General features: G+C 73.5%; 18 protein-coding genes, 1 pseudogene and 1 riboswitch. Of the genes and pseudogenes, 9 read left to right on the top strand and 10 right to left on the bottom strand.

All coding sequences use genetic code 11. The features are described from left to right. Nucleotide 1 precedes the first annotated feature (1 nt). From nicT to FHX82_RS25085, 4 genes are all read right to left on the bottom strand, one after another. Complete coding sequence (gene nicT / locus FHX82_RS25100) at nucleotides 2-1090, bottom strand: Nickel transporter NicT (protein WP_145935321.1); 1089 nt, start codon at nucleotides 1088-1090, stop codon at nucleotides 2-4. A 34-nt stretch (nucleotides 1091-1124) separates the two neighbouring features. Further along, nucleotides 1125-1299: riboswitch (cobalamin riboswitch) on the bottom strand. Nucleotides 1300-1330: 31 nt separating this feature from the next. Next, entirely contained in the window at nucleotides 1331-2971 is a 1641-nt protein-coding gene (locus FHX82_RS25095) for a copper resistance CopC/CopD family protein (RefSeq protein WP_145935320.1), read from the bottom strand. After that, nucleotides 2968-3642 carry a YcnI family copper-binding membrane protein gene (locus FHX82_RS25090; RefSeq protein ID WP_183176813.1) on the bottom strand — a complete coding sequence of 225 codons (675 nt, stop codon included), beginning with the start codon at nucleotides 3640-3642 and terminating at the stop codon, nucleotides 2968-2970. Before FHX82_RS25090 ends, FHX82_RS25095 begins: the two co-directional genes overlap by 4 nt. Nucleotides 3643-3678: 36 nt before the next feature. After that, nucleotides 3679-4407, bottom strand: coding sequence for a zf-HC2 domain-containing protein (locus FHX82_RS25085; RefSeq protein WP_145935319.1), 729 nt, complete (start codon nucleotides 4405-4407; stop codon nucleotides 3679-3681). 62 nt (nucleotides 4408-4469) lie between these two features. Between FHX82_RS25085 and FHX82_RS25080 the strand changes: the two genes are divergently transcribed. Further along, nucleotides 4470-5024 (top strand): sigma-70 family RNA polymerase sigma factor, encoded by a 555-nt coding sequence (locus FHX82_RS25080; RefSeq protein WP_145935318.1) that lies wholly within the window; start codon nucleotides 4470-4472, stop codon nucleotides 5022-5024. 3 nt (nucleotides 5025-5027) lie between these two features. Here FHX82_RS25080 and FHX82_RS25075 read toward each other — a convergent pair. The 5 genes and pseudogenes from FHX82_RS25075 to FHX82_RS25055 form a co-directional block, all read right to left on the bottom strand. Further along, a pseudogene (locus FHX82_RS25075) lies at nucleotides 5028-7249 on the bottom strand (heavy metal translocating P-type ATPase). Next, nucleotides 7246-7452 (bottom strand): heavy-metal-associated domain-containing protein, encoded by a 207-nt coding sequence (locus tag FHX82_RS25070; protein WP_145935317.1) that lies wholly within the window; start codon nucleotides 7450-7452, stop codon nucleotides 7246-7248. The pseudogene FHX82_RS25075 and the gene FHX82_RS25070 overlap by 4 nt, the downstream one beginning before the upstream one ends. Before the next feature lie 88 nt (nucleotides 7453-7540). Next, on the bottom strand, nucleotides 7541-10492 hold the full coding sequence (locus FHX82_RS25065) for a helix-turn-helix transcriptional regulator (RefSeq protein WP_145935316.1): 2952 nt from the start codon (nucleotides 10490-10492) through the stop codon (nucleotides 7541-7543). Between the two features lie 56 nt (nucleotides 10493-10548). After that, complete coding sequence (locus tag FHX82_RS25060) at nucleotides 10549-10740, bottom strand: hypothetical protein (protein ID WP_145935315.1); 192 nt, start codon at nucleotides 10738-10740, stop codon at nucleotides 10549-10551. Nucleotides 10741-10780: 40 nt separating this feature from the next. Then, the gene (locus FHX82_RS25055) at nucleotides 10781-13597 is read right to left on the bottom strand and encodes a type 2 lanthipeptide synthetase LanM family protein (protein ID WP_183176812.1); all 2817 of its coding nucleotides are present in this window, start codon (nucleotides 13595-13597) and stop codon (nucleotides 10781-10783) included. Nucleotides 13598-13739: 142 nt separating this feature from the next. Here FHX82_RS25055 and FHX82_RS25050 point away from each other — a divergent pair, with 142 nt between their 5' ends. Together FHX82_RS25050 and FHX82_RS25045 are read left to right on the top strand one after the other, a co-directional pair. Then, on the top strand, nucleotides 13740-14573 hold the full coding sequence (locus FHX82_RS25050; protein ID WP_145935313.1) for an SAM-dependent methyltransferase: 834 nt from the start codon (nucleotides 13740-13742) through the stop codon (nucleotides 14571-14573). 32 nt (nucleotides 14574-14605) lie between these two features. After that, nucleotides 14606-15079, top strand: a complete 474-nt coding sequence (locus FHX82_RS25045; protein ID WP_221216499.1) for a putative immunity protein — start codon at nucleotides 14606-14608, stop codon at nucleotides 15077-15079. Here the strand turns inward: FHX82_RS25045 and FHX82_RS25040 are convergent. Then, a complete protein-coding gene (locus FHX82_RS25040) occupies nucleotides 15076-16119 on the bottom strand; it encodes an NAD(P)-dependent alcohol dehydrogenase (RefSeq protein WP_145935311.1) in 1044 nt (347 codons plus the stop codon). The genes FHX82_RS25045 and FHX82_RS25040 overlap by 4 nt on opposite strands. A 96-nt stretch (nucleotides 16120-16215) precedes the next feature. Here FHX82_RS25040 and FHX82_RS25035 point away from each other — a divergent pair, with 96 nt between their 5' ends. From FHX82_RS25035 to lanKC, 6 genes are all read left to right on the top strand, one after another. Beyond that, complete coding sequence (locus FHX82_RS25035; protein WP_145935310.1) at nucleotides 16216-16797, top strand: TetR/AcrR family transcriptional regulator; 582 nt, start codon at nucleotides 16216-16218, stop codon at nucleotides 16795-16797. 286 nt (nucleotides 16798-17083) lie between these two features. Continuing rightward, the gene (locus FHX82_RS25030) at nucleotides 17084-18196 is read left to right on the top strand and encodes a radical SAM protein (RefSeq protein ID WP_145935309.1); all 1113 of its coding nucleotides are present in this window, start codon (nucleotides 17084-17086) and stop codon (nucleotides 18194-18196) included. A gap of 125 nt (nucleotides 18197-18321) precedes the next feature. Continuing rightward, nucleotides 18322-19623 carry a M16 family metallopeptidase gene (locus FHX82_RS25025; RefSeq protein WP_222425964.1) on the top strand — a complete coding sequence of 434 codons (1302 nt, stop codon included), beginning with the start codon at nucleotides 18322-18324 and terminating at the stop codon, nucleotides 19621-19623. Next, on the top strand, nucleotides 19620-20948 hold the full coding sequence (locus tag FHX82_RS25020; RefSeq protein ID WP_145935308.1) for a M16 family metallopeptidase: 1329 nt from the start codon (nucleotides 19620-19622) through the stop codon (nucleotides 20946-20948). Before FHX82_RS25025 ends, FHX82_RS25020 begins: the two co-directional genes overlap by 4 nt. Nucleotides 20949-21100: 152 nt before the next feature. Beyond that, nucleotides 21101-22072 (top strand): hypothetical protein, encoded by a 972-nt coding sequence (locus FHX82_RS25015; RefSeq protein ID WP_145935307.1) that lies wholly within the window; start codon nucleotides 21101-21103, stop codon nucleotides 22070-22072. Nucleotides 22073-22376: 304 nt separating this feature from the next. Continuing rightward, the gene (gene lanKC / locus FHX82_RS25010) at nucleotides 22377-25139 is read left to right on the top strand and encodes a class III lanthionine synthetase LanKC (protein ID WP_145935306.1); all 2763 of its coding nucleotides are present in this window, start codon (nucleotides 22377-22379) and stop codon (nucleotides 25137-25139) included. Nucleotides 25140-25488 lie beyond the last annotated feature (349 nt).

The raw sequence follows: 25488 nt of genomic DNA, 5'->3' as shown, positions 1-25488 counted from the left end.
GTCACTCGGGTTCCTTCGCCGGTGACCACCGGTGCGCCAGCCCGCCGAATCTCCACACGCCGATGGCCAGGGCCCAGACCAGGACGAACAGGCCGACGATGACGAACCCGACGTTGTTCAGGTCCAGCCCGCTGATCCACGTGGTGACCGGGTCGGTGAGGCCGAGGTCGTCGTGCAGCAGGCTGACCAGCTCGATGCTGCCGATCACGAGCGCGACGGCGACGGACAGCCCGGTGATCGTGATGTTGTAGTACACCTTGCGCAGCGGGTCGGCGAACGCCCAGTGGTAGGCGAAGTTCATGAACGTGCCGTCCACGGTGTCCAGCAGCGTCATGCCCGCCGCGAACAGCAGCGGCAGCACCAGCACCGCGAACCACGGCAGCCCGCCCGCCGCGCCCGCCCCCGCCAGCACCAGCAGCGTCACCTCGGTGGCGGTGTCGAACCCGACGCCGAACAGCAGCCCCACCGGGTACATCTGGCCGGGCCGGGTGATGGCGCGCGTGACGCGGCCGAGGAAGCGGTTCAGCATGCCCCGTTTGGCCAGCTGGTGCTCCAGCTCCGCCTCGTCGAACTCCCCGCGGCGCAGCCCGCGCCACACGCGGACCACGCCGGCCAGCGCGATCAGGTTGAGGACGGCGATGAGGTACAGGAACAGCCCGCTGATCCCGGTGCCGACCACCGACAGCGCCTCGTGCGTGCCGGAGTCGTCGGCGGTCAGCGCGGTGACGAACCGGGCGCCCGCGGCGATCAGCACCGCCAGCACGAGCACCACCGTCGAATGCCCCAGCGCGAACCAGAACCCGACCGTGACCGGCCGCCTGCCGTCCTGCATGAGCTTGCGGGTGGTGTTGTCGATCGCGGCGATGTGGTCGGCGTCGAAGGCGTGGCGCAGGCCGAGGGTGTAGGCGGTGACGCCCAGCCCCACGCCGAACACCTGGGTGCCCACGGCCAGGTGCCGGGGCACCACCAGCAGCACGAGCATCCCCCACGCCACCACGTGCAACGCCACGATGACCGCGGACACCCCGGCGAGCCGGAGCCGGTCGGCACGGGTGGGGAGCACCGAAGACCACAACGAAGCCACGCGCATGCGCGGGTACCGCCTTTCCAGCACCTCGTGGAAGGATCCTGCGTGTGCCGTGGCCGGTCTCCTGGCTGACGGGTCGGACGGTCTTCGCTCGCCTTCCCGGACGCACGCGCGTCCAGTGGCCTGCTGAGCGACGACCTCCCCGTTCACAGTGGCGAGGGCCGCACCGGTTTCGCACCGGTTTCCCGAACACCACGGCTCGACTCACTGTACGGAGGTGTTTTACCGTCCGCAAGGGCCCGTTCAGCGGATGGTGACGTCCGTCGCCACCGTGGTTTCGTCCAGGTCGGACGTGCGGACGGTCAGTGCGAGCTGCCAGGAACCCGCCGCGGGCAGCTGCACCGCGGTCGCGGTGTAGCGCCCGGTTCCGGTGTGCCGCAAGGGAATCTCCAGCGGGCCGAGGCCCCGCGCGGGCAGGGTCAGCTTGGCGTGGAGCTCGGGCACGTCACGGAGCGCGCCCGTGGTGTCCTCAATGGACAGAACGATCGCGTTCGGACCCGTGACGGCGGGGTCGAGGTCGGCGTCCACAGTGCCCTTGCCACCGGGACCGCCGGTGTCGTAGGCGATCTCGCGGTGCACCGGCCCGGGCGGCGCCGCGGTGGCCGTGCGGCCGGGCTCGGCTTCGACGAGCAGCGCGGTCACCGCGAGCACCACGACGCCCAGCGCGGCCTCGGCGAGCACACTGCGGCGCAGGGTCCGCGCCTCGCCTCCGTGGCGGCGCACCCACCGCCGGGACCACGCCGCGGCGAGCAGCAGCAGCCCGACGAGGACGACCTTGACCAGCAGCAGCCGCCCGTACCCGGTCGACAGCCACGCGCTCCAGGTGCCCAGCTGGCGCCACGCCTGGTAGGAGCCGGTGATCACGAGCACGAGCACCGACCAGGCCGCGATGCGGGAGAACCGCCCGGCCGCGGCGGTCAGCTCCGGCCCCGGGATCCGCGGGAGGGCGACCAGGAGCGCGGCCAGGCCGCCGAGCCACAGCCCCATCGCCACCAGGTGCGCCACGTCGGCGGGCAGCGCGACCTGCGGTTGCAGGCCCGTGGCCGCGTGGTCGCCCGCCGACCACGTCACGGCCAGCACGACGGCGAGCACCGCCCCGCCCACCCCGAGCAGCAGCCGGCGGCGCGGGGTGACCGGCCCCGAGCACAGCACCGTCAGGTGGAGCCCGGCCACGAACAGGATCAGCACGCGGGCTTCCAGCGCCCCGCCGATCCGGCTGGCGAGGACCTGCTCGACGAGGTCACCGTCGAACGCGTGCCCGAGGCCGAGCCCGAACCCGTACGGCCCCTGCAGGATCAGGCAGCCCAGCGCCCCCGCGAGCGAGCCCGCCCAGCCGGTGAACCTGAGCAGTCGCAGGGCGCGCGAGCCGGCCGCCGAGGGCAGGCAGGCGAGGACGAAGGCCACCGAGCCGATCAGCACGGCGAACGCGGCGAACGCGAGCCAGCGGAAGATCGCGTACAGCACGTTCACGGTCGTGCCCGCCTGTCCGGCCGCGGACGGCGCCCGGCTGGGCGACGGGTGCCCGACGGAGAAGGTGAACGCGCCGGAGATCGGGTGCGAGTCCGCCGAAACGACCCGCCACGACACGGTGTAGGTGCCCTCGCCGCCCGCGCGGAGGGCGACGCCCACGGCGCCTCCCGGGCCGGTGCGGGTGGCCTGCCCGGTGTCCACCTCGGTGCCGTCGGGCGCGAACACCCGCACGCCGTCGGCGGCGACCTGGACGGACTCGCTGAAGGTCAGCGCCACCCGGGCGGGCGCGGCGGGCAGCACCGCGCCCTGCGCCGGGTCGGTGGAGTCGAGCGTGGCGTGGGCGGAAGCGGAGCCGGGACCGGCGAAGAGCACGAGCCACCCGGTCAGGACCGCGAGCAGGAAGGCCCTGGTCACCGCTCGCGGGACCGCAGCCGGGAGAACAGGCTGAGCGCGAGCGCGGCGACGGCGAGCACGATCGCGATGATGCCGAGCACGATGCCGGTCCCGGAGTCCGTCGTGGTGGTGGCGGCGGGGCTGACCGCGGCCGCCGTGTCCTTCGGGGTGAGCTTCAGCACGGGTGCGGGGTGCTCGGGCTCGGGACCACCGGGGGCGGTGGTGTCGATCCAGCGCACGACCTCGCCGTTGTCGTAGGTTTGCAGGGCCTTGAACACCAGCTGATCGGTGTCGCCGGGCAGCGGGCCCAGCGACACGTCGAACTCCTCGAACGAGCCGGGCGGGATCTTCCCGCCGGTCCAGACGATCTTCGACACCGCTTCGGTGAGGGGGCCGTCGTCGGTCTGGATCGGTTGCGCCAGCGGGGTTTTGGTCACCTGGGCCGTCCAGCCCGGCACGGCGCGGGTGGAGACCGACGCCAGCGGGTGGTCGGCGGGCAGGTCGACCTCCAGCTGCACGGTCGAGGCGTCGTCGCGTTCGGTCGGCACGCGGAAGGAGACCTTCGCGTAGCCGCCCTGCTGGGCGGTGCCCGGGTTGGCGGTCACGTGGGCCGAGGCCACGGCGGGCACGGCGAGCAGCGTCGCGGCGCAGGCGGCCGTCACCACGGCGAGGCGGCGCAGGGTTCGGGACATGGGGATGCTCCAGGGGTTCGGGGGTTCCGGGGACTTTCAGGCCGCGCGGCGGCGGCTCGCGGGGCGGTGCCAGCGCGGGTGGCGGGGCCGGGGGATGTCGCCGAGACGTTCGCCGGGCGAGGACCCGGGCTCGGCGTGCGGGGCCGGGACCAGTGCGTCGCCGATGCCGGGCCTGCCGTCGTCGCGGTGCTGGTGGCGCACCAGGAACAGCAGCGCCAGGCCGAGCACCACGAACGCGTGCGAGGCCAGCCGCGCGGTGGTGACGGCGTGCCCGGCCAGGTCGGCGACCGACAGCGCGGTGAGCACCAGCACGAACCCGGACAGCACGGGCAGCTGACCGGCGGCGGCCCGCGGCCGCAGCGCCGCCCACAGCAGGCCGACCCCGACGGCGAGGTTCCAGGCGGTGCTCTCGTGGGTCAGGTGGCTCAGCATGCTCCCGCCGGCCGCGCCCATGCCGGTGGCGGTGCCGAACAGCTGCGCGACCGACAGCGTCAGCTGGGCCATCGCCACCAGCCCGAGCCCGATCCGGGCGGGCCAGCGTTCCCCGGTCGGCGCCGGAACCCGGTCGAGGACGACCCCGGTGAGGTCGGGCACGACCGGCGCGGCGCGCACCGTCATCCACCGCCGCAGGTCCTGGGCGCGGGAGTACCACGCCCGGCAGTCCTGGCACGTTTCGAGGTGGCTGTCCACCACGGCCGGGTCCAGCGGCTCCCGCTCCCCGTCGATCCGCGCGGACAGCGCTTCCCGGAAAATCTCGCATCGCACGTCTACCCAGTCGTTCGCGGGACGGAAAAGTTCCCGCCCGTCGTGTACTAGCCTCAACCGCCATGCCGGGCAAGCGTCAGGACGACGACCACGTGACCGCGCTGGCGCTCGCCGCCGGGCGGGGCGACCGGGCCGCGCTGGCCGAGTGGGTGCGGGCCACCCAGCCGGACGTCTGGCGGCTGCTGGCGCACCTGGCCGACCCCGACCGCGCCGACGACCTCACCCAGGAGACCTACCTGCGGGCCTTCGGCAGCCTGCACCGGTTCGCGGGCCGCTCGTCGTCGCGCACCTGGCTGCTGTCGATCGCGCGGCGGGTGCTGGTCGACTCGATCCGCGCGGCGGGGTCCCGCCCGAAGCTCGTCGCGCAGGCGGAGTGGGAGCCGGTCGAAGGCGCCCGTGGCGCGGGGTTCGAGGACGTCGTGGAGCTCAAGCTGCTGCTGGCCGGGCTGGCGCCGGAACGGCGGGAAATCCTGGTGCTGACCCAGATCCTCGGACTGTCCTATCAGGAGGCGGCGCAGGTCTGTGACTGTCCGATCGGGACAGTCCGGTCCCGGATCGCCCGCGCGCGTGAGGACCTGCTCGCCGCCACGCGGGTGCGCGACGGCGACGCGCTGTAGCGCTCAGGCGGAGGTGCCGCGGAAGCTCGCGAGCCGCAGGCTGTTGGACACCACCAGCAGGCTGGACAGCGCCATCGCGGCCCCGGCGATCATCGGGTTGAGCAGCCCGAGCGCCGCCAGCGGCAGGGCCGCGAGGTTGTAGGCGAACGCCCAGAACAGGTTGGCCTTGATCGTTTTCAGGGTCCGGCGGGACAACCGGATCGCGTCCACCGCGGCGAGCAGGTCGCCGCGCACCAGCGTGAGGTCACCGGCCTCGATCGCCGCGTCCGTGCCGGTGCCGATGGACAGGCCGAGGTCGGCGGTCGCGAGCGCGGCCGCGTCGTTGACGCCGTCACCGACCATCGCGACCACGCCGCCACGGGCCTGGAGGTCCTCGACCACCCGCACCTTCCCCTCGGGCGACACCCCGGCGACGACGTCGCGGATGCCGACCTCGCGGGCGATCGAGCGCGCGACGGCCTCGTTGTCACCGGTCAGCAGCACCGGGCGCAGGCCGAGCCCGCGCAGCTGCTCGATGGCCTTGGCCGAGGTGGGTTTGACGGTGTCCGCCACGACGAGCACCGCGTGCACGATCCCGTCCCAGCCGGCGACCACGGCCGTGCAGCCTTCCTGTTCCGCCTGGTTCTTCGCGCGCAGCAAGGACATCGGCATCCGGTAGCCGGTGAGCAGGTCGAGTTTTCCGGCGGCCACCGCGAATCCCTCGACCAGGCCCTGCACGCCGGACCCGGCCACGGCACGGAAATCCCGCACCGGCGGCAGCTCGCCGAACCGCTGGGTCGCGGCGGCGGCGAGGCACCCGGCGATCGGATGCTCCGAGGCCTCCTCGACGCCGCCCACCAGCCACAGCACGTCGTCGACGGACACGCCCTCGCCGGTGTGCACCGCCAGCAGGCTCGGCCTGCCCGCGGTGACCGTGCCCGTCTTGTCGAGCACGATCGTGTCCACCCGTCGCGTCGATTCCAGTACTTCGGGGCCTTTCACCACCACGCCCAGCTGCGCGGCCCGGCCGGTGCCCACGAGCAACGCGGTCGGCGTGGCCAGGCCGAGCGCGCACGGGCAGGCGATGATCAGCACGGCGACCGCGGCGGTGACGGCGGCGTCCCCGCCCTGGCCCAGTGCGAGCCACGCCACGAGCGTGCCGAGCGCGAGCACCAGCACGATCGGCACGAACACCGCGGCCACGCGGTCGGCCAGGCGCTGCGCCGCGGCCTTGCCGCTCTGGGCGCGTTCGACCAAGGCGGCGATCCGGGCGAGCCGCGTGTCCGCCCCGACCCTGGTGGCGCGCACGACGAGCCGCCCGCTCAGTGCGATCGTCGCGCCGGTCACCTCGTCGCCCGCCGAGACCTCCGCGGGCACCGACTCACCGGTGACGGTGCTCAGGTCGACCGCGGAGTCACCTTCGAGGACCACGCCGTCGGTCGCGATCTTCTCGCCGGGCCGGGTGACGAACACGTCGCCCACCCGCAGCCGTGCCACCGGAACCCGGTGCTCGCGCCCGTTCCGGAGCACGTTGACGGTCTTCGCGCCGAGGTCGAGCAGGGCCCGCAGCGCGCTTCCCGCCCGGCGCCGCGAACGGGACTCGAAGTAACGGCCGGCGAGGATGAAGAGCGTGACCCCGGCCGCGACCTCCAGGTAGATCCCGTCGTGGTCGAAGGGCTTGGGGGTGAAGGAGAACTCGTGCCGGATACCGGGCACGCCCGCGTTGCCGAGGAACAGCGAGTACAGCGACCAGCCGAACGCCGCGGTGACGCCGAGCGAGACGAGGGTGTCCATCGTGCCCGTGCCGTGGCGCAGATTTGTGAGTGCCGCGCGGTGGATCGGCCAGGCGCCCCAGACGGCGACCGGCGCGGCGAGCATCGCCGAAAGCCATTGCCAGTCCGGGAACTGCAGCGCGGGCACCATGCCGAGCGCGATGACCGGCGTGGCCAGCACGGCCGACACCAGCAGCCGCTGCCGCGCGGGATCCGGTGCGGTTTTTCGGGCTCGGGCCCGGCCCGCGGCGGCTCGGCGGTGTACCCGGCGGCCTCGACGGCGCGCACGATGTCCTCGACGGGGAGGTCCGCGGGGAACACCACGTGCGCCTTCCCGGTGGCGTAGTTGACGCTCGCGCGCACGCCGTCGAGCTTGTTGAGCTTGCGCTCGACGCGGGCCGCGCAGGCGCCGCAGGTCATGCCGCCGATGGCCAGCTCGGTCTCGGTGACGGCGGCGGTGGTGCCGGTGCTCATCGCACGAGCTCGTAGCCCGCCGTCCGCACCGCGTCCGCGACCCGCTCGACGTCGAGCACGCCGTCACTCGCGACGAAAACGCTGCCACGCCCGAGATCGACCTCGACGGACCGGACGCCGGGCAGCTCCTCCACCTCCTCCCGCACCGAGGCCGCACAGTGCTCGCAGGTCATCCCCGAAACCGCGAAGGTCGTCCGCGTCATGATCCACCTTTCCGCCGGAAAGCGCCGTGTCGCTGTCCACGTCGACCGCGGGGGGCGAAAAGTTCCGGGGAGGATCGTCCACCTGACGTCAGCGGGCCTGCTGCCACCCCTCGTCCGCGCCGAAGCGGACCGCGTACTCCACCAGGGCCGCGCGGTCGCGGATCGACGTTTTCGCCAGCAGCGCCGCCACGTGTTTTTCCACCGTGCGGGGCGAAATGTGCAGCCGGGCGGCCAGTGCGCGGTTGCCCAGCCTCAGCGGGAGCAGCTCGAACACCTCGAACTCCCGCAGCGTCACGCCCAGCGCGCGCAGCTTCTCCGGCACCCGCTCGCTGCCGGTGCGGCGCTGGCGCACCGGCGCGCCCGTCCGCCGCAGCAGCGACCGGCACGCGCTCGCCACCGGGATGACCTCCGCGCGGTGGAAGTGGTTCTCCGCCTCCCGCAACCACTCCGCGGGCTCACCCCAGCCGTCCTCGACCGCCGCCTCCGCGGCCAGCCGCAGGCCCAGCACCCGCGCGGTCGCGAACGGCTCCGCCGCGCGCGCCGCCCGCGCCATCGCCGCGGCCGCCTCCGCCCGCGCACCGTCCCGGCCGTGCAGCACCGCTTCCGCCAGCTCCGTGAACTGCCGGTTCCACCGCATCCGCGCGGCCGGGCCCGCGGTGACCTGCCGGTGCTCGACCCAGCCCGCCTGCCCCGCGAGCACGTCCAGCAGCAGCTTGAGCCCGTGCGGCCCGGCCAGCTGGAACGTGCTCTGCTGCCGGGCCTGCTCGTCGGCGAGTGCGGCCAGTTCGGCGCGCGCCCCGTCGCGGTCCTCCTCCAGCAGCGAGCAGAACACCTGACCCAGCCCGCGCGCCAGCGGCGCCTCGCGCGACTCGCCGCCCCCGTCGCGGTGGAAGTCGTCCAGCGCCGCCCGCAGCGCGGCCCGGTCGGCGCGGTGCCCGGCCAGCACGACCAGCACCATCTGCACGTACCGCGTCACCGCGAACAGCCGGATCCGCGAGGACTCCGCGTAACAGGCGCGAAGCCGCTCGCTCGCGGCCCCGAACTGCCCGCACAGCACCAGATGCAGGCACAGCACGGCTTCCGCGTTGTGCGCCAGGCTGATCCCGCCCGTGCGCAACGCCTCCTCCCGCGCGGTCTCCAGCCCCGTGGGGTCCGCTTCGGACAGCCACGCGTTGCCGCCGAGCCCGACCAGCGCGTAGTTGCGCCAGCTGGTGAGCCGGTGCTCCGCGGCGATGTCGAGCATCCGCTGGAAGCACTCGTCCGACTCGGCCATGTCCCGCTCGCGCACCACGAACCCGACCGCGTACAGCGCCTGGCACGCCGTTGCCGGCGCGCCGATCCGCTCGGCACCGGCGAACGCCCGCCGTCCCAGTTCCTCGCTGCGGTGCAGCCGGTCGGCGGCCGGGCCGGACATCGACAGGTACGCGTCGACGGCGTCGATCGCGACGGAGTGCTCCTCGCCGGCGTCCGGCGGCAGCAGCGCGCGGGCCGCGGCGACCTGCTCGAACCCCTCGCTCCAGCGGCCCGCCACCTGCGCCGCCCACGCCAGCCGCACGTGCAGCCGGATCGCCCTCGCGTAGTCGCGGCGCGTGTCCACCGGCCGCAGCGAGCCGGCGACCTCGACGGCCTGGTCGAACTGCCCGGCCTCGGCGAGCGAGAACAGCAGCAGCTCCTGCAGGTCCTGGTACTCCTCGGCGTGGTCCGGGTCGGTGCGGGCGCCGTCGCCGAGCAGGGTCACGGCCTGCTCCAGCACCGCGATCGCCGACCCGGGCGCGCCTCCGGCCAGCGCCCGCCGTCCCGCTTCGCGGTACAACGCGGCCGCGGCCCACTTCTCACCCGCGGCCAGCCGCAGCGAGGCGACGAGGTTGCACAGTTCTCCGGGCAGGTCTGGGTTCAGCGCGGTCACGGCGTCCGCGGCGCGGGCCGACAGCGCCACGCGGTCGGCCGGGCTGAGCCGCGTGAGCAGGGCCTCGGCGGTGAGCGGGTGGCGGAAGGCGTACCAGTCGTCGCCGCGCTCGTCGGGCGCCAGCAGCTGGGCGGCGACCGCGGACTGCAGGTGCCCGAACAGCTGGTGGTCGTCGAGGTCGCTCACCTCCTGCAGCACCGACAGCGGGAAGCGCCGCCCGAGCACCGCGGCGATCGACAGCAGCCGCAGCCCGCGCGAGCCCAGCCGTTCGGCCCGCTGGGTGATGGCGTGCACGAGGGTGGTCGGCACTCCCGCGCGGCTCTGGCCGGTGAACCGCCAGCCGTCGCGGGTGTCCACCAGCTCGCCCGCGCTCACCACGCTGTGCAGCAGTTCCTCGACCATCAGCGGGTTTCCGGCGCTGTCGGCGAACAGCCGCTCGGCCACGGCGTCCGGCACGCGGTCCTCCGTGGTGCCCAGGCCGGAGGCGACGACCTGGCGCACGCCGGGCAGGTCGAGGCTGCGCAGCGGCAGCAGGATCGCGTCACCGCCGCGGGCCGCCGAGTGCGCGAGGTCGAGCGCGGGGGAGGGCTCGGTGCGGACGGTCACCAGCACCACGACCGGCTGCGCGAGCACGTTGCCGACCAGGTACTCCACCACCGCCAGGGTTTCCACGTCCGCGTCGGGGAGGTCGTCGAGCACGAACAGGCAGCCGCGCCCGGCTCCGGCGAGCGCCGCGAGCCGCAGGGTCGCCTCGGCGAGCACGACCAGCGAGCTGTCCCCGGCGCTCTCGCCCTCGTCGGCCCAGTCCGGGATGAGCCTGCCGAGCACCGACCGGTACGGTCCGAGCCCGCGCACGAGGCCGCCGTCGCCGGTGCGGGCCAGCGACAGCAGTGCTTCGGTGAGCGCGCGGAACGGGACTGCGGGGCCGGTGGTGCTGCCGCGCCCCCGCAGCACCACCATGCCCTCGTCCAGCGCACGGCCGACGGCCTCGGCCGCGAGCCTGGTCTTGCCGATTCCCGGTTCCCCGATGAGGAAGATCGCCGTTCCCGCCGAGTTCCGGGCCCGCTGCAGGGCCTGGACGATCTCCTCGAGTTCTGAGCCGCGGCCGATCAGTGCGGGAGCACGCGTGCGCATGCCCAGAGCCTAGACGAGAAGATTTCGGGTTTCGGGTCTTCCGGGTGAAGAAACGATCAGGCTCCGGCGCCGGGCGCGTGGAAGCTCACGACGGTGCTGATGTCCAGGGTCGCCACGCCGACGGCGGCGACGCCGAGGGTGAGGCCCGCGAGGATGCCCGCCCGGGCCCCGACCTGCCGCCGCGGGGCTTCCGGCTCGCCCAGCGGGTCGTCGGCGACGGCGTTCTCGGTAAGCGCCTTCTCGGTCACTGTCTGCTCCTTCTCGCTTTCCGCGGGATTTCAGTGCTCTTCAGTGCTCCTCCGCGCCCAGCAGCAGCACGGACGGGACCTCGCCGGGGAACCCGGCCCGCAACAGCCCGAAACCGATGCCCCCGGTTCCGGTGAGCAGCCCCGGGCTCGGCACTCCGTGCGGGGTTCCGCACTGCGGCCCGTACTGCTCGATCGCGCCGGTCAGACGGGCCGTGGCCTTGCGCAGCGCGGAGACCGACGGCTCGTGCCCCTGGCCGGCCGACACCACCAGTGCCTCGATGGTGCCGAGTTCGCCGTGGCAGAGCGAGTGGTCGAGCAGCGGCGGCCGGGCGGCGACCGCCTGCGCGAACTCGTCCGCCGCCGTGGCGCCGGGCGCGGCCAGCACCGTCCCGGCGGCGCCGGAGCACCAGCCGAGGCCGGGCGCGGACGGCATCGAGCCGCTGCGCCCGAGCGCCCAGTCGACGCCCGCCGCGCCCCACAGGAAGCCGGGTTCGCCCGGCCGCGGCAGCGCGGCGAGCTGCCGGGCGAGCGTGGCCGCGAGTTCGGCCGCTTCGGGCAGGCCGGTCTCGGCGTGCACCGCGTGCAGGGCGGCCAGCGCCCCGGCGACGCCCTCGCCGACGTTCGCGGGCGCGCCCGTCGCCGCCGCCGCGGTGGCCGCGACCGCCGCGGGCAGGCTCGCGGCGAGCACCGGGTCGTCGAGCAGCCTGGCCAGCCGGGCGAGCGCGTAACAGATGCCGCCGAGCCCGAAGAACCCGCCGGGACCGACCTGGCGGGCCAGGTCCGGGTGCTCGGCGAGCACCTCGACCAGCGCGGGCAGCGCGCGGACGCTCTTGGCCGCCAGTTCGCAGTAGCGGGCCACCCCGGTCAGCCTGCCCAGCTGCGCGAGGAACAACGCGGTGCCGCTGTGGCCCTCGGCGAGCCCGGCGCCCATCGGCAGCACGAGCCAGTGCCTGCCCTCCACCAGCTCCAGCCCGAGCCAGTTCGCGCGCGTGTCGTCGTGCAGCGCGCGGGCGACCATCTCGTCACCGATGCCCGCGGCGATCGCCAGCAGGTGCCCGCTGTCCGGCAGCGCGGCGGCGACCGGGCCCGGCAGCGCGGGGGCGTCACCGTGCCCGCCGCTGCCCTGGCGGGTGGCGAGGGTGGCCGAGATCAGCCACTCCTGTTCGTGGCGGTCCTCGGCGCACAGCGACCCGGCCTTGGCGCGGGCGCGGTCCAAACCACTCGCCGTGAGCAGCCCCGGCAGCACACCGCTCGCGGTGGTCACGTCGGTGGCGCCGGCGCGGGCGGTGAACAACGGCACGTCCCCGGCCCGCAGCTCGGCCAGCTCGTCCGTCCGAAGTGGACCCAGGTGTGGCCGGGGGTCGGCGGCGAGGGCGGCGAAAGCGCTTTCCCGCGCGGGCCCGTCGACGAGGTGGTCCGGATGCGTCGCCCCGGTCAGCAGCTGCGCGTAGACCTGGGTCGGGCGCATCACCAGCCGGATCTCCTCGGCGGCGAACGCGCCGAGGAACGCGGTCAGCTCGTCCTGGTGCGCGGCGAGGCAGTCGTAGGCGGTGCGGAACCCGGTGAGCAGGCTCTGGCGGTACCGCCCGGCGTCCACCCCGTCGCCGTCGAGCAGCGGCCGGTTCGTCCCGCCCGCGTACGAGAGGCGCCCGCGCACCAGGCGCATGTCGTCGGTCCCGGCGCCGCTCCACCGCGGCAGTTCCTCCGGGTACTGCGCGCCGCTGTCCCCGCCGACGGCGGACACGTCGAGCGCGCCGTGCTCGCCGAGCACGAGGGTCGGCAGCAGCGCGGTGCGCGCGACGGACCGGTGCAGCGCGGCCAGCGCCGGGTCGGGCCCGTTGCCCGGCGGCGTGGCGAACGCGGGGTGGAACAGCGTCTCGACGTCCACCAGCACCGGCTGGTCGCCGCACGCGATGAGGTTCTCGCAGTGCATGTCGGTGGCGTCCAGCGCGTACAGCAGCGCCAGCAGCGAGCCGAGGCGCCGGTAGAACAGCTCGACCCCGGCCCGGTCCTCGCAGCCGCGGACGGGCACGAACTCGGCCCAGCCGTACCCGGCGCGGGGCAGCACGCCCAGCGGCCGGGGCGCCAGCTCGGGGCGGTGGCCCGCGAACCAGCCGAGCAGCTCGTTCCAGCGGGCGAGCAGGCCGAGCGGGCGCGGCTTGTAGACCAGCCGGGTGCCGTCGGCGAACGTCAGCACGGCGACCGCGCGGCCGCCCGCGTGCAGGTCGCCGGAGCCCAGCTCCAGCCCGGTCAGCGGACCCGGGTTTCCGCGCAGCAGCCCGGTTTCCAGCGTGGCGCGGTCGGCCGCCAGCCGCCGCAGCAGCTCGGTGACCGCGGCCGCGGTGCGCAGGCAGGTCTCGGCGAGCAGCCGGGCGAGCACGGGGTAGCGCGTGAACACGCCGGCCAGCGCGGCCCGGCCGCCGAGCCGCCGCAGGAAGTCGGCGAACCGGTCGCGGCCGCTCTGCCCGCGCAGCAGACCGGCCGCGCGGACGGCGTGCAGCTCCCGCACGAACGTGCGGGCCGCGACCGCGGCCAGCCGCCCGGCGAGCCAGCGCTCGGCGTCCGCCCACACCGCGGGCAGGTCCACCGCGGCGCGGGTCCGTTCGTCCAGCTCGCCCTCGACGAGCCGCGCGGTGTGGGCGAGGAAGGGGCGCAGCACCGGGACGAACACCCGCTCGTCACCCGCGTCGGCGGGCGGCGGGGTGGCACCCTGCTCGGGCAGACCGGACAGGACCTGGTCGACCAGCCGCGCCCACACCGGCTCGGCGCCCGCGTGCTCGCCGGGGTAGAGCGCCGCCGCCCACCACGACCCGGCGTCCTTCTCGGCCCGCGGGGCGCTGGTGGCGGTCTGGCTCACGACGTGCAGACTTCCACTCACCGGGTGGGCGCGTAAATGGGTACTCCCTACCCATATTGGTGCCGCACCCCCTGGTCGCCGGTGTGGTGCGGGCCTCACTACTGTGAGTGCTGCCGTCGACACCCGGAACCGGAGAAGCGCCATGGCCCAGGCACCGCACGACCCGAACGCCCCCGTCGGGGTGGACCCCACGCGCGCCAGCGTCGCCCGCATCTACGACTACCTGCTCGGCGGCAAGGACCACTACGAGATCGACCGCCGCACCGCCGCGGAGATCGCGGAGGCCATGCCCGAGGTCCGCGACCTCGCGCTGGAGAACCGGGCGTTCCTCATCCGGGCCGTGCGGTTCCTGGTCAAGGAGGCCGAGGTGAGCCAGTTCCTCGATCTCGGCTCCGGGCTGCCGACCGCGGAGAACGTGCACCAGGTCGCCCAGCGGCTGAACCCCGAGGCGAAGGTCGTCTACGTCGACAACGACCCGGTGGTGCTCGCCCACGGCCGGGCGCTGCTGGAGGAGAACGAGCAGACCCACTTCATCTCCGGCGACATCTTCGACCCCCGCACGATCCTGGACCACGAGGTCGTGCGCACCCACCTGAACTGGGACGAGCCGATCGCCCTGCTGACGGTGGCCACCCTGCACCACCACAAGGGCGAGCGCCACGAGCCCGCCGAGGTCATGCGCCAGTACATCGACGCGCTGCCGTCGGGCTCGTACGTGGTGATCTCGCACATCTTCGACCCGGAGGAGGGGGACGACGCCGAGGCCATGAAGGCCCTCGAAGACGCCGTCGCCCGCGGCTCCCTCGGGGGCGCCACGGCCCGCACGCACAGCGAGATCCTCGAACTGTTCCACGGGATCGACATGATCGAGCCGGGCATCGTGGAGCTCGTGAACTGGTGGCCCGACGGCCCCTCGCTCAAGCCACTGAACGTCGCGCAGCGCCTCATCGTCGGCGGCGTGGGCCGCAAGCCGTAGCGGTGATCCTGCCGGAGGTCCGGGATCCCCGGATGGTGACCATCCGGCGGGGCGGCTCGCTGACCGACGCCGACCACCGGCTGCTCGCACTGTGGGCCGCGGAGTGCGCCGAGCACGTGCTGTGCCTTTTCCAGCGCGAACAGCCGGACGATCCGCGGCCGCGGGACGCGATCGCGGCCGCCAGGGCGTGGGCCCGCGGCGACCTGCCGATGATGCGGGCACGCGCGGCGGGGGGTCACGCGATGGCCGCTGCCCGACCCCTCGCCGGCGCGGCTCGCTTCGCCGCCTACGCCGCCGGGCAGGCCGCCTGCGTCGCGCACGTCGCGGAACACGACCTCGGCGCCGCGGCATACGCGATCAAGGCAGTCCGAAGCGCCCACGGTTCCGTGGCAGGCCGCACCGAGCGTGACTGGCAGCGCGGCAGGCTTCCGGACCCGGTCCGCCGGCTCGTGCTCGAAGACCAGGAACGCCGCAACAGCATCTGCTGGTCGGCCTTCTCCGACTAGTCCAAATCGGACAGGTCGAGCACGAAGCGGAAGCGGACGTCGCCCCGCTCCAAGCGGGTCAGGGCCTCCTCGACGCGGGCGGACGGGAGCAGTTCGACCTCCGCGGTGATGCCGTGCTCCGCGGCGAAGGCCAGCATCTCCGCGGTGCCGCGGGTGCCGCCGGTGCCCGACGAGGTCAGCTTCTTGCGGCCGTAGGTCAGGTGCCTGAGCTGCACCGGCACCTCGACGGGGAGGCCGACGACGCTGAGCGTGCCGTCCAGCCCGAGCAGCCGCAGCAGCGGGGCCAGGTCGTGCGGCGCCGAGATGGTGTCCAGCACCAGGTCGAACCGGCCGGCCGCGCCCGCGAGCTGTGTCTCGTCGGTGGTGTCCAGCAGGCCGGTGGCGCCGAGCGCGCGGGCATCCCCGGCCTTGCCGGGCGTGCGGCTGAGCACCGTGACCTCCGCGCCGAGCGCGGCCGCGAGCTTCACCCCGAGGTGCCCGAGCCCGCCGAGACCGGCGATGGCGACGCGGCTGCCCGCCCCGATCCCGGCTGCCTTCAGCGGCTCCCACATGGTGATCCCGGCGCACAGCAGCGGCGCGGCGGCGGCCGGGTCGAGGCCCTCGGGCAGCCGGTAGGCGAACTTCTCCCGCAGCACGTACTCGCGGCTGTAGCCGCCCTTCGTCACCGTGCCGTCGACGCGGTCCTTGGTGCCGTAGGTGCTGGTGGCGCCCTCGTAGCAGTAGTTCTCCTGCCCCGCCCGGCACATCGCGCAGGCCCCGCAGGAGTCGACGATCGTGCCGACCGCCACCCGGTCACCGGGGGCGAAAGCGGTCACGCCGGCGCCGACGGCGGTGACCACGCCGGTGAACTCGTGACCGGGCACCAGGCCCTCGGTGGGTTTTCCGGTCAGGCCGTGGAGCGAGTGCAGGTCGCTGTGGCAGACGCCGCAGTACTCGACGCGCACCGCGAGATCGTCTTCGCGCAGGTCACGGCGTTCGAGTGGGACGCGCCGCAGCTCGGTCGAGCGGCCGGTGCTCTCCCAGCCGGTGGTGGTTCGCATGGGGCTTCCTCCAAAGACAGACTAGTCGGTCTGTTTCGAGGGTAGCCAGTTCCGGCCGGGAAGACAAACCACCTGGTCTGTTCGTACGATGACCGGGTGCCCGGACTGCCGACCACGCCGCGAGGCGCCGCCACCAGCAGGCGCATCCTCGACGCGGCCGCCGAGGAGTTCGCGGCCCGCGGCATCGCCGGTGCCCGGATCGACCGCATCATCGCGGCGGCGCGGACCAACAAGGCCCAGCTCTACGGCTACTTCGGCAGCAAGGACGGCCTGTTCGACGCGGTCGTCGCCGATCGTGCGGATCGCCTGGTGGACGCCATCCCGTTCGACGCGACCGACCTGCCCGGCTGGGCCGTCGCGATGTACGACGAGACCCTGCGCAACCCGCAGTTGGTCCGCCTCATGACCTGGCTCCGCCTGGAGCGGCGCCCGGAGGGGCGGCTGTCCGACGACAGCCCGCGCGACGCGCTGAAGCTGAAGATCATCACCGAGGCGCAGGCGGCGGGCCGGATCCGTCAGTGCGACCCGTTCGACCTGTTCGCCCTGGTCTTCAACATGGCCCTCGCCTGGTCCGCGGCCAGCGGTGGCCACACGGCGACGCCGGGCGATCCCGAGGCCGATCACGAGCGTCGCCGCGCCCTGCTGCGCGAGAGCGTGCAGCGCGTCGTCGCGCCCTGACGCGGGTCACCTTTCTGCCATTCGCAGGTCCCCAACCTGCCGCGCTCACCTCTGTCCGGATCCCTGCCGCGGCAGGAAAGTGGGATGCGAGAGCACTCCGGCCGGAAGGAGGTGGATCAGATGCTCGAGGCGCAGGGCTTCGGTTACGAGGACGGCGACCTGGACGTGCGCTGCATCGGCAGCGGCGGCTACCACAATCTCGGCGACTACGACGGGATCTGATTCACCGGAAGCGGCCCGGCCCCTCGTGGGGGAGGGACCGGGCCGCGTACGCGAGGAGTGGGACATGCGACTGCTGCGAGGGCGGGGCGGCTGGTGGTACGTCGGCCGTGCCGGCACGGCGCTGCTGCCCGGCGCGCTGGTGTCCGGCGGCCGGCTGACGCCCGAGGGCGTGCGGCAGGTCGCCGCGGCCGGGATCGACCGCGTGCCGGCGCCGGAGCACTACAGCCTCACCGTCGTCACGTCCACCGCGTGCAACCTCGGCTGCCCGTACTGCTTCCAGAACACCCCGGACGGCGCACGGCGCATCACGCCGGCGAAGCTCGACGCCCGCGGTGTCGCGGCGTGTGTCGAGTTCACCGAGACACGGATGGCCGAACTCGGCGCGCGCCGGCTCGAACTGCTGCTCTTCGGCGGCGAACCGCTGCTCAACCCGGCGGCCTGCGTCGCGTTGCTGCACGCGTTCGGCGAGCGCATGCCCACGACCGCGAGCATGGTCAGCAACGGCGTTCTGCTGACCCCGCGCCGCGCGGTCGAGCTCGCCGGCGCCGGACTGCGGGACGTGCAGATCACCCTCGACGGCCCCCGCCCGCGACACGACTCCGTGCGCGCGACCCGTGGCGGACGGTCCACATTCGACACGATTCTGTCCAATGTGGCCATTGCGCAGCGGGACACCGCACTGCGGTTCACGATGCGCGTCAACGTGACGCCCGAGAACCTCCCCGAGCTGCCCGAACTGCTGGACCAGGCCGCGGCCGTGCTGGACCCCGGCCGCACCCGGCTGGCGCTGGCGCCGGTGCTGGACTACGGCCGCGGCCTGGCGGTTCCGGGCGAGCACGCCGCCGAACGGGCGGTCGACGCGTACGCCTTGGCTGTGCGGCTGGGTTTCCGGCTCGTCCGGCCACGCGACACGCACTGCGACTTCTGCTCAGAGACCGCCGGGCGCCTCGGCGCGGTGGTGGGTCCGGACGGCACGTTGTTCAGCTGCTGGGACGCCGTCGGCGAACCGGACCTCGCGGTCGGCACGCTCGCCGGTGGCTACGACCCCGACCCCGGCCCGCGCTGGCGCCGCTGCGGCGGCCCGGAGCCGTCGGCGGGAGCGTTCACCGATGCCGTGGACGCCGGGGTGCTCGACCTGATCCGCGCCACCGCCGGGAGGGAGGTGACGAGCCGATGACCGAACCCGAGGAGGACGCGCCCGCCGCGCCGAACTTCATCGAAGTGCTGGAGGAGGACGAGGGCGACACGACCCCCGGCCTCTGCGTGCCGTTCCGCTGATTTCCGAACCGGAAGGAGACGACCGTGGAGAGACCTTCACTGGTCCGCACCACGCTGGCCAACGGGCTGCGGGTGCTGCTCGCCCCCGACCGCACGGTGCCGGTCGTCGCCGTCACCGTGCACTACGACGTGGGCATGCGCTCCGAGCCCGAGGGCCGCACCGGGTTCGCGCACCTGTTCGAGCACCTGATGTTCCAGGGCTCGGAGCAGCTGCCCAAGCTCGACCACGCCCGCCACGTGCAGTCGGCGGGCGGGCTGTTCAACGGCAGCACCCACCTGGACTACACGCAGTACCACAACGTGCTGCCCAGCAACGCCCTCGAACGCGCGTTGTTCCTGGAGGCCGACCGGATGCGCGCGCCGGACCTCAACGCGGAGAACCTGCGGGTGCAGATCGACGTGGTGAAGGAGGAGATCCGGGTCAACGTCACCAACAAGCCCTACGGCTGCTTCCCGTGGGTGAGCCTGCCCGGCGTCCTCTTCGACACCTTCGCCAACGCGCACGACGGGTACGGCTCGTTCGAGGACCTCGACTCGGCCACCGTCGAGGACGCGCGGCAGTTCTTCGACCGCTACTACGCCCCGGCCAACGCGCTGCTGACCGTGGGCGGTGACTTCGAGGTGGACGAGGCGCTGGAGATGGTGCGCCGCCACTTCGAGCCGATCCCGTACCGGCCCGCCCCGGCGCGCCCGGACTTCACCGAACCGGAGCTGACGGCGCAGCGGCGGAGCACCCGCTTCGACCGGCACGCCCCGCTGCCCGCCGTCGCCGCGGGCTGGCGGGTGCCGGACCCGGTGGGGGAGTGGGCCGCGTACCTGCCGTACCTGCTGCTCACCGAGGTGATGTCCGACGGCCCGGCCTCGCGGTTGCACCGGCGCCTGGTGCGCGACGGCCGCCTCGCCACGAGCCAGCGCTGCTACCTGGGGATGCTCGGCGACCCGTTCGACGCCGGTCATCCCACGGCACTGGTCTGTACCGCGCGCCAGACGCCGGGCACGTCCGCCCAGCAGGTGCTCGACGCGCTCGACGAGGAGTTCGCCCGCGTCGCCGCCGACGGTCCGGGCGAGCGGGAACTGCGGCGCGTCGCGGGCAGGCTGACCACGCGGCTGCTGCTGGAAACCGATGCCGTCCTCGCCCGCACGCAGGCGCTGGCGAGCCTCGAACTGCGGCACGGCCGCGCGGAGTTGCTCGGCGAACTGCCGGGCCTGCTCGCCGCCGTCACGGCCGACCAGGTGCGCCACGCCGCCTCCCACGTCACCGCGGACCGGCGTGCCGTCGTCGAGCTTCTGCCCGCGCCGCGCGCTCAGGAAGGACGAGCCGCATGAGCGCTCCCGCGATTCCCGCCCTGGGGCCGTGGCCCGAGATCGCCGCGCCCCCCACCACGGAAGACCGCTGTGCCAACGGTTTGCGGCTGCTGGCGCTGAACCGCCCCGGGGCGCCGCTGGTCGAGGTGCGCCTCAGCGTCCCGTTCGGCTCGACGAAGCCCCGCCACCTCGCCCGCGCGTGGCTGCTGGCCGAAACCGCGCTGTCCGGCACGGCGGAGACCGGCCGGATCGGGCTGGCCGAGCGGATCGGCGACCTCGGCGCGCCCCTGCGTGCCGAGGTCGACCACGACCAGATCCTGTTCTGCGGCACCGTGCTGGCCGACGCCTACGAGGACCTGCTGGCCGTGCTCGTGGAGGTCGTGACCAGCGCGACCTACCCGGACGAGGAGGTGCGCGCGGAACGCGCCCGCCTGGTGCCCCGGCTGACCGCGGCCCGCTCGCAGGCCGGGGTGCGGGCGCGGGAGATCCTGCACCGCCACCTCTACGGCGAGCACCCGTACGGCGCCAGCCTGCCCACCGGCCCCGAGGTGGACGAGGTGACGCCGGAGGACCTGCGGGCCCTGCACGCCGAACGCGTCGTGCCGGACCACGCCGTGCTGGTCCTGGTCGGTGCCCTCGACCCCGACGAGGCCGTGGCCACCGCGGGGCGGCTCTTCGCCGGCTGGCGTCGCGGGGGCGCCGCGGTGCCCCCGCCTCCCGCGCTGCCGCCCGAAGCGCCGGCGGGTGCGTCCCGGCTGTTCCACCGCCCTGGCTCGGTGCAGTCCTCGATCCGGATCGGCGGCCCGGCGGTGCGGCGCGACGACCCGCTGTTCCCCGCGCTGCAGCTGGCCAACCTGATCTACGGCGGCTACTTCTCCTCGCGGCTGGTGGCCAACATCCGGGAGGACAAGGGCTACACCTACACCCCGCGCAGCCGGATCCTGCACAACGTCGCGGGCTCCACGCTGGTGATCGAGGCGGACGTCGCCACGGAGGTGACGGCACCGGCCCTGCTGGAGATGTGGTACGAGCTGGGCAGGCTGTCCACCCTGCGGCCCAGCGCCGAGGAGCTGGACAACGTGCGCCAGTACGCGGTGGGCACGCTGGCGATGTCGGTCGCCACGCGCGCCGGGCTGGCGACGAGCCTGGTGACGTTGCTCGGCGTCGGCCTGGACCTGGAGTGGATCCGCGGTCACCCGGCGCGGCTCGCGGCGGTGACGGCGTCGGACATCTACCACGTCGGCGTGCACCTGCTGGCCCCGAAGCTGCTGGCCGCGGTCGTGATCGGGGACGCCACCCGGTGCGAGGAACCGTTGCAGGCGTTCGGTCCCTGGGAAGTCGAGTAACCGTTCCCCCGTCCGCCACCGGCCTCTCCCACGTCGTGGGGGAGGCCGGTTTTCGTGTGCGGGTACCCGGGTCGCGGCGAATATGGGGAGGCAGTACCCATGTGCGCACGGGCGGGGAGGAGCACAGTTCCCGTGAGGACACGGGAGGTGCGATGTCACTGCGGGACCTGGGTTTCGACTCGGTGCAGGAGAACGTCTACCGCGCTCTGCTCGCCGACCCCGGGCGCGACACCGCCGCGCTCGCCACGCTCGTCAGGACGGGCGAGGACGTGGTCCGCGCGGCACTGACCGGCCTGCTCGCCCTCGGGGTCGTGGAGGTCTCCGCGACCGCCCCGAGTGGCGTGGTTCCCGGCGATCCCGAGGTCGCCATCGGGGAGCTGATCGAACGGCTGGAGCACGAGATGCTGCGCCGCCAGCGCGACATCGGCGGCACCAGGGCCGAGCTGGCCGGGCTCGCCGCGCTGGGCGGGCGGCCGCGGCCGGGGTCGCAGCCGGTCGAGGTGGAGCACGTCGCCGAGCCCGAGCAGGTGCGGGAACGGCTGGCGGAGCTGTGCTTCTTCACCCGCTTCAGCGTGTACTCGGTGCAGCCGGCCCGCGCGGCCAGCTCCGCCGCCCGGCAGGAGGCGGCCCGGCTCGACACGCGCAGCCTCCGCCGGGGCGTGGACATGCGGATCGTCTACGACGAGGGCGTGCTGCGCGAGGAACGCAACCGCGCCCGGCTCGGCGAGCGCGTCGCCGCCGGAGCCCGCATCCGGTTGCGGCCGGGGCCGCTGGGCCGGCTGATCGTGCTGGACGAACGGGTCGCCGTGGTGCCGGCCGATCCCGGCGGCGGAGCGCTCATCGTGCACCAGCCCGGTCTGGTGCGGGAGCTTGCCGCGCGGTTCACGCAGCTGTGGGACGGGGCCACCGAGCTCGGTGAGGCGCGGGGCGCCGACGAACCGTCCGAAGAGGACCGTGCGGTGCTGCGGCTGCTCGACGCCGGCATGACCGACGAGCTCATCGCCCGCCAGGTGGGGCTGTCCGTGCGTCACCTGCGCCGGCGCATCGCCCGGCTGCTCGAACGGCTCGAAGCCGCCAGCCGGTTCCAGGCCGGCGCCGCCGCCGCGCGCCGCGGCTGGATCTGACCCGGGAAAACCACTACGCGAAGGTGGGGAGGGAAGATGAACCGCGATTCCGCCAACGGCATGATCGACGAGGGCGACGACCTCATCGGTGCGTTCGGCTGGGACTGACAAAACCAGCGTCGCCATGGGCGGGAGCCAGTGCGGGCTCCCGCCTTTTTCTTTGCCTCGCGGGCGGGTCAGCATGCTGTCCGCGCGGAGTCCGGAAGCTGCCCCGGCGGCGCCTTCCTGGCTTGGTCATCGGTAGGCAGAATTGGTTGCAGCGAAAGGGAAAAGCCCCGGGAACGGCGGAAGGAGGAGGACGGAGATGGACTCCATCACGCTGGTGCACTCGGACCCGGACTTCTACGCGCCGCTGAGCCGCTCGACTCGGCGCGGCGTCGAGTACGCCCCGGCGGGTATGCCGGCGGACTGGACGGAGCGGCACGAGAACGTGTGGACCGGCTGGTACCCCGAGCACAAGCTCGGCGGCGTCACCGACGGCTGGAAGATCCACCTGTCGTGCCGCATCGAGCGGGCCCAGCACGTCCTCGACGTCGCCGCGCGGATCTTCGTCGCGCACGGGGTCGCGTTCAAGCACCTGAGCTGCTCGACGTTCTTCGTGATCACCCATCACAAGCACGCGGCTCGCAGCCAGTCCGGCAAGTTCTGCGCGGCGTACCCGCCGGACGTGGCGACCGCGGAGGCGGTGATGCGCGACCTGGCCGCCGCCCTCGACGGCGAAGAAGGCCCGTTCGTGCTCAGCGACCGCCGGTTCGCCGACTCCCGCGTGGTGCACTACCGCTACGGCGCCTACACGTCGCGCACGCGGCTCACCGCCGAGGGCTGGCACGTGTGGCTCGTCCGCGACGGTTCGGGCCAGGACGTGCCCGACGTGCGGGGCGTGAAGTTCCAGCCGCCGGAGGGAATCACCGATCCGTTCGCGTCCGATATGGACAGTGGTGGTGGAGGCACACCGGTGTTCGGCGGGGTCCGGTTCGACAAGGTGCTGCGCCACAGCAACGGCGGCGGCGCGTACCGGGGCACGGATGTCGCCACGGGGCGGACGGTGTTCGTCAAGGAGAGCCGCGGCCACCACGGGCTGGTGAGTGTTACCAGCAGCAGTCAGGACAGGTTGCGCAACGAGTACGCGGTACTGCGGGAGCTGCACCGCACCGGTCCGGGCTTGGCCCCCGAACCGTTGCGGTACTTCCGGCACCTGGAGAACGAGTTCCTGGTCACCGAGTTCGTGCCGGGCCGTTCCCTGCGCTCGTGGTGGACCGAGCACAACCCGGTGATCTGGTCCACCACCACGGAAGCGGACTATCGCGCCTACTACGAGCGCGCGTGGCGCATCCTCGACGAGGTGACCGCGCAGGTGGAGCGGCTGCACGAGCTGGGTTATGTCTTCGTGGACCTGAGCCCGGACAACGTACTCGTGGATGACGAGGACCACGTGCGGCTGATCGACTTCGAGACCGCCGCCCGCGTCGACGGCCCGTTGACCCCGATCGGCACCCCGGGCTTCTTCCCACCCGACCCGCGCCGTTTCGTGGACGACCCCGTGCGCTACGACGAGTACGCGCTGTCCTCGATCGCACTGGCCCTGATAGCCCCACTGAACACGACGGCCGATCTGCATTCGGGTGTGCTGGCCCACCTGCGGGCCCAGATCGACCCGGAGGGTCTCGTGCCGGACCGCATCTGGGCGCTGGCGACCCGGTTCCGGCCGCCGGTGGGGTTGGGGTCGCCTTCGCCGCAGCGGCGGGTGTTGCCGCCTTCGCGGCAGCCGGTCGCGCAGTCGCCGCAGGAGTTGGCGGAGGATTCGCCGCGGCAGTTCGCGTCCCCGTCGCCGCAGGAGCTGGCCGAGGATTCGCCGCAGCCACTGGCCTCGCCGTCGCCGCAGCCACTGGCCTCGCCGTCGCCGCGGGAGTTGGTTTCGCAGTTGTCGCCGTGGCGGTTGGCCTTGCCGTCGCCGCAGGAGGTGGCCGAGGACCCGCTCGGCTGTCTCGTGGAACTGCGGGACGGACTGGTCGCCGGGCTCACGTATCCGGGGCACGCGGACGGTGTGGTTCCGCTGGGGCCGCAGTCCTACGCCACCAACGCACTCGGCCTCGGGCACGGGCTCGCCGGGGTGGTGCACGCGCTGCACGTGGCGGGCGCGCCGTCGGCCGAGCTGCTCGACCGGCTGGCCACCCAGGCGATCGAGGAAGCCGACGATCTGCCGCCGGGCTTGGTCGCCGGGCAGGCGGGCATCGCGTGGGTGCTGGCCGAGAACGGCCGCGTTGCGGAGGCGGAGAAGCTGCTGGCGCGGGCGGACGAACACCCGCTGCTGGCCGGTTCGGCCACGCTCGGCTTCGGCCGGGCCGGAGTCGCACTGACCCACCTGGCGCTCTACGGCCACACCGGCGACCGGTCGTACCTCGACCGAGCCGCGGAGCAGGCCGACGCCATTCCGCGGACCGATGCGCTGACCGGGTTGCTCGGCTGGGACAACGCGACGGGCCTGATCAACGGACGGCCCGGGATTGCCCTGCTCGACTACTACCTGGCCAGGTTGACCGGCCAGGAAGACCGGGTGCGCACTGGTCTGGACCTATTGTCCACGGAGCTGGACCGGGCGGTGCGGTCGGAGGGCGGGTTGCTGTTCCCCGTGTCCGAACGCGACCGCAGGCTGATGCCGTACCTCGCCACGGGCAGCGCGGGCTTCCTGATGGTGGCCAGCCGCTACCTGGCGGCGACGGGTGACGAGCGGCTCGCCGCGGCGATGCCGGAGCTGCTCCGCGGGTTCGGCTGCGCGTTCACCCACTACGGCGGCCTGTCCACCGGGATGGCGGGGATCGCACTGGCCCTGCACGACCACGGCCGCCGGCATGCCGACGAGGCGAGCGTCGAACGGGCCCACACCCTGGCGCGGCGGATGTTCCTCTACGCGGTGCCGCATCCCACGGGAATGTACGTGCCCGGCGAACAGGGCCTGCGCCTGTCCGGTGATCTGTGGTTCGGCTCGGCCGGGGTGCTGGTGCTGCTCGCCCGGCTGCTCGACGGGCAGCCGGACCCCCTGTACACGCTCGACGGCCTCGTCGAGTGAAGCCCTGGCGGAAGGAGATCGGCGTGTCCGAAATCAACGAGCTGCAGAACCTCGTCGAGGACGACGAGACCACCAAGCCCAGCGTGACGAGCCCGGAGCTCGCTTCGAAGAGCACCTCCAGCGTCGTCTGCTGAACGCGGTACCCGGTAAACACCCAACAAGAAGGAGAAGATCATGTCGGAGATCAACGAGTTGCAGAACCTGGTGGATGAGGACGAGACCACTGAGGCTTCCGTGGTGAGCCCGGAGTTGGCGTCGAAGTCCACCGCCAGCGTCGTTTGCTGAACCTGTTTTCCTGCTGAACCGAATTCGTGGAGGAGAAGATCATGTCGGAGATCAATGAGTTGCA

Origin of the sequence: Amycolatopsis bartoniae, assembly GCF_014191255.1 — a bacterium.
GTDB classification, from domain to species: domain Bacteria; phylum Actinomycetota; class Actinomycetes; order Mycobacteriales; family Pseudonocardiaceae; genus Amycolatopsis_E; species Amycolatopsis_E bartoniae.
This window is presented reverse-complemented; position numbering and strand designations above follow the sequence as displayed.

Bases quoted from the DNA above. Each gene is read 5' to 3' on its own strand.
- nicT (WP_145935321.1), bottom strand. From the start codon at position 1,090: ATGCGCGTGGCTTCGTTGTGGTCTTCGGTGCTCCCCACCCGTGCCGAC.
- FHX82_RS25090 (WP_183176813.1), bottom strand. From the start codon at position 3,642: ATGTCCCGAACCCTGCGCCGCCTCGCCGTGGTGACGGCCGCCTGCGCC.
- FHX82_RS25080 (WP_145935318.1), top strand. From the start codon at position 4,470: ATGCCGGGCAAGCGTCAGGACGACGACCACGTGACCGCGCTGGCGCTC.
- FHX82_RS25070 (WP_145935317.1), bottom strand. From the start codon at position 7,452: ATGACGCGGACGACCTTCGCGGTTTCGGGGATGACCTGCGAGCACTGT.
- FHX82_RS25065 (WP_145935316.1), bottom strand. From the start codon at position 10,492: ATGCGCACGCGTGCTCCCGCACTGATCGGCCGCGGCTCAGAACTCGAG.
- FHX82_RS25050 (WP_145935313.1), top strand. From the start codon at position 13,740: ATGGCCCAGGCACCGCACGACCCGAACGCCCCCGTCGGGGTGGACCCC.
- FHX82_RS25045 (WP_221216499.1), top strand. From the start codon at position 14,606: ATGGTGACCATCCGGCGGGGCGGCTCGCTGACCGACGCCGACCACCGG.
- FHX82_RS25040 (WP_145935311.1), bottom strand. From the start codon at position 16,119: ATGCGAACCACCACCGGCTGGGAGAGCACCGGCCGCTCGACCGAGCTG.
- FHX82_RS25030 (WP_145935309.1), top strand. From the start codon at position 17,084: ATGCGACTGCTGCGAGGGCGGGGCGGCTGGTGGTACGTCGGCCGTGCC.
- FHX82_RS25020 (WP_145935308.1), top strand. From the start codon at position 19,620: ATGAGCGCTCCCGCGATTCCCGCCCTGGGGCCGTGGCCCGAGATCGCC.
- FHX82_RS25015 (WP_145935307.1), top strand. From the start codon at position 21,101: ATGTCACTGCGGGACCTGGGTTTCGACTCGGTGCAGGAGAACGTCTAC.
- lanKC (WP_145935306.1), top strand. From the start codon at position 22,377: ATGGACTCCATCACGCTGGTGCACTCGGACCCGGACTTCTACGCGCCG.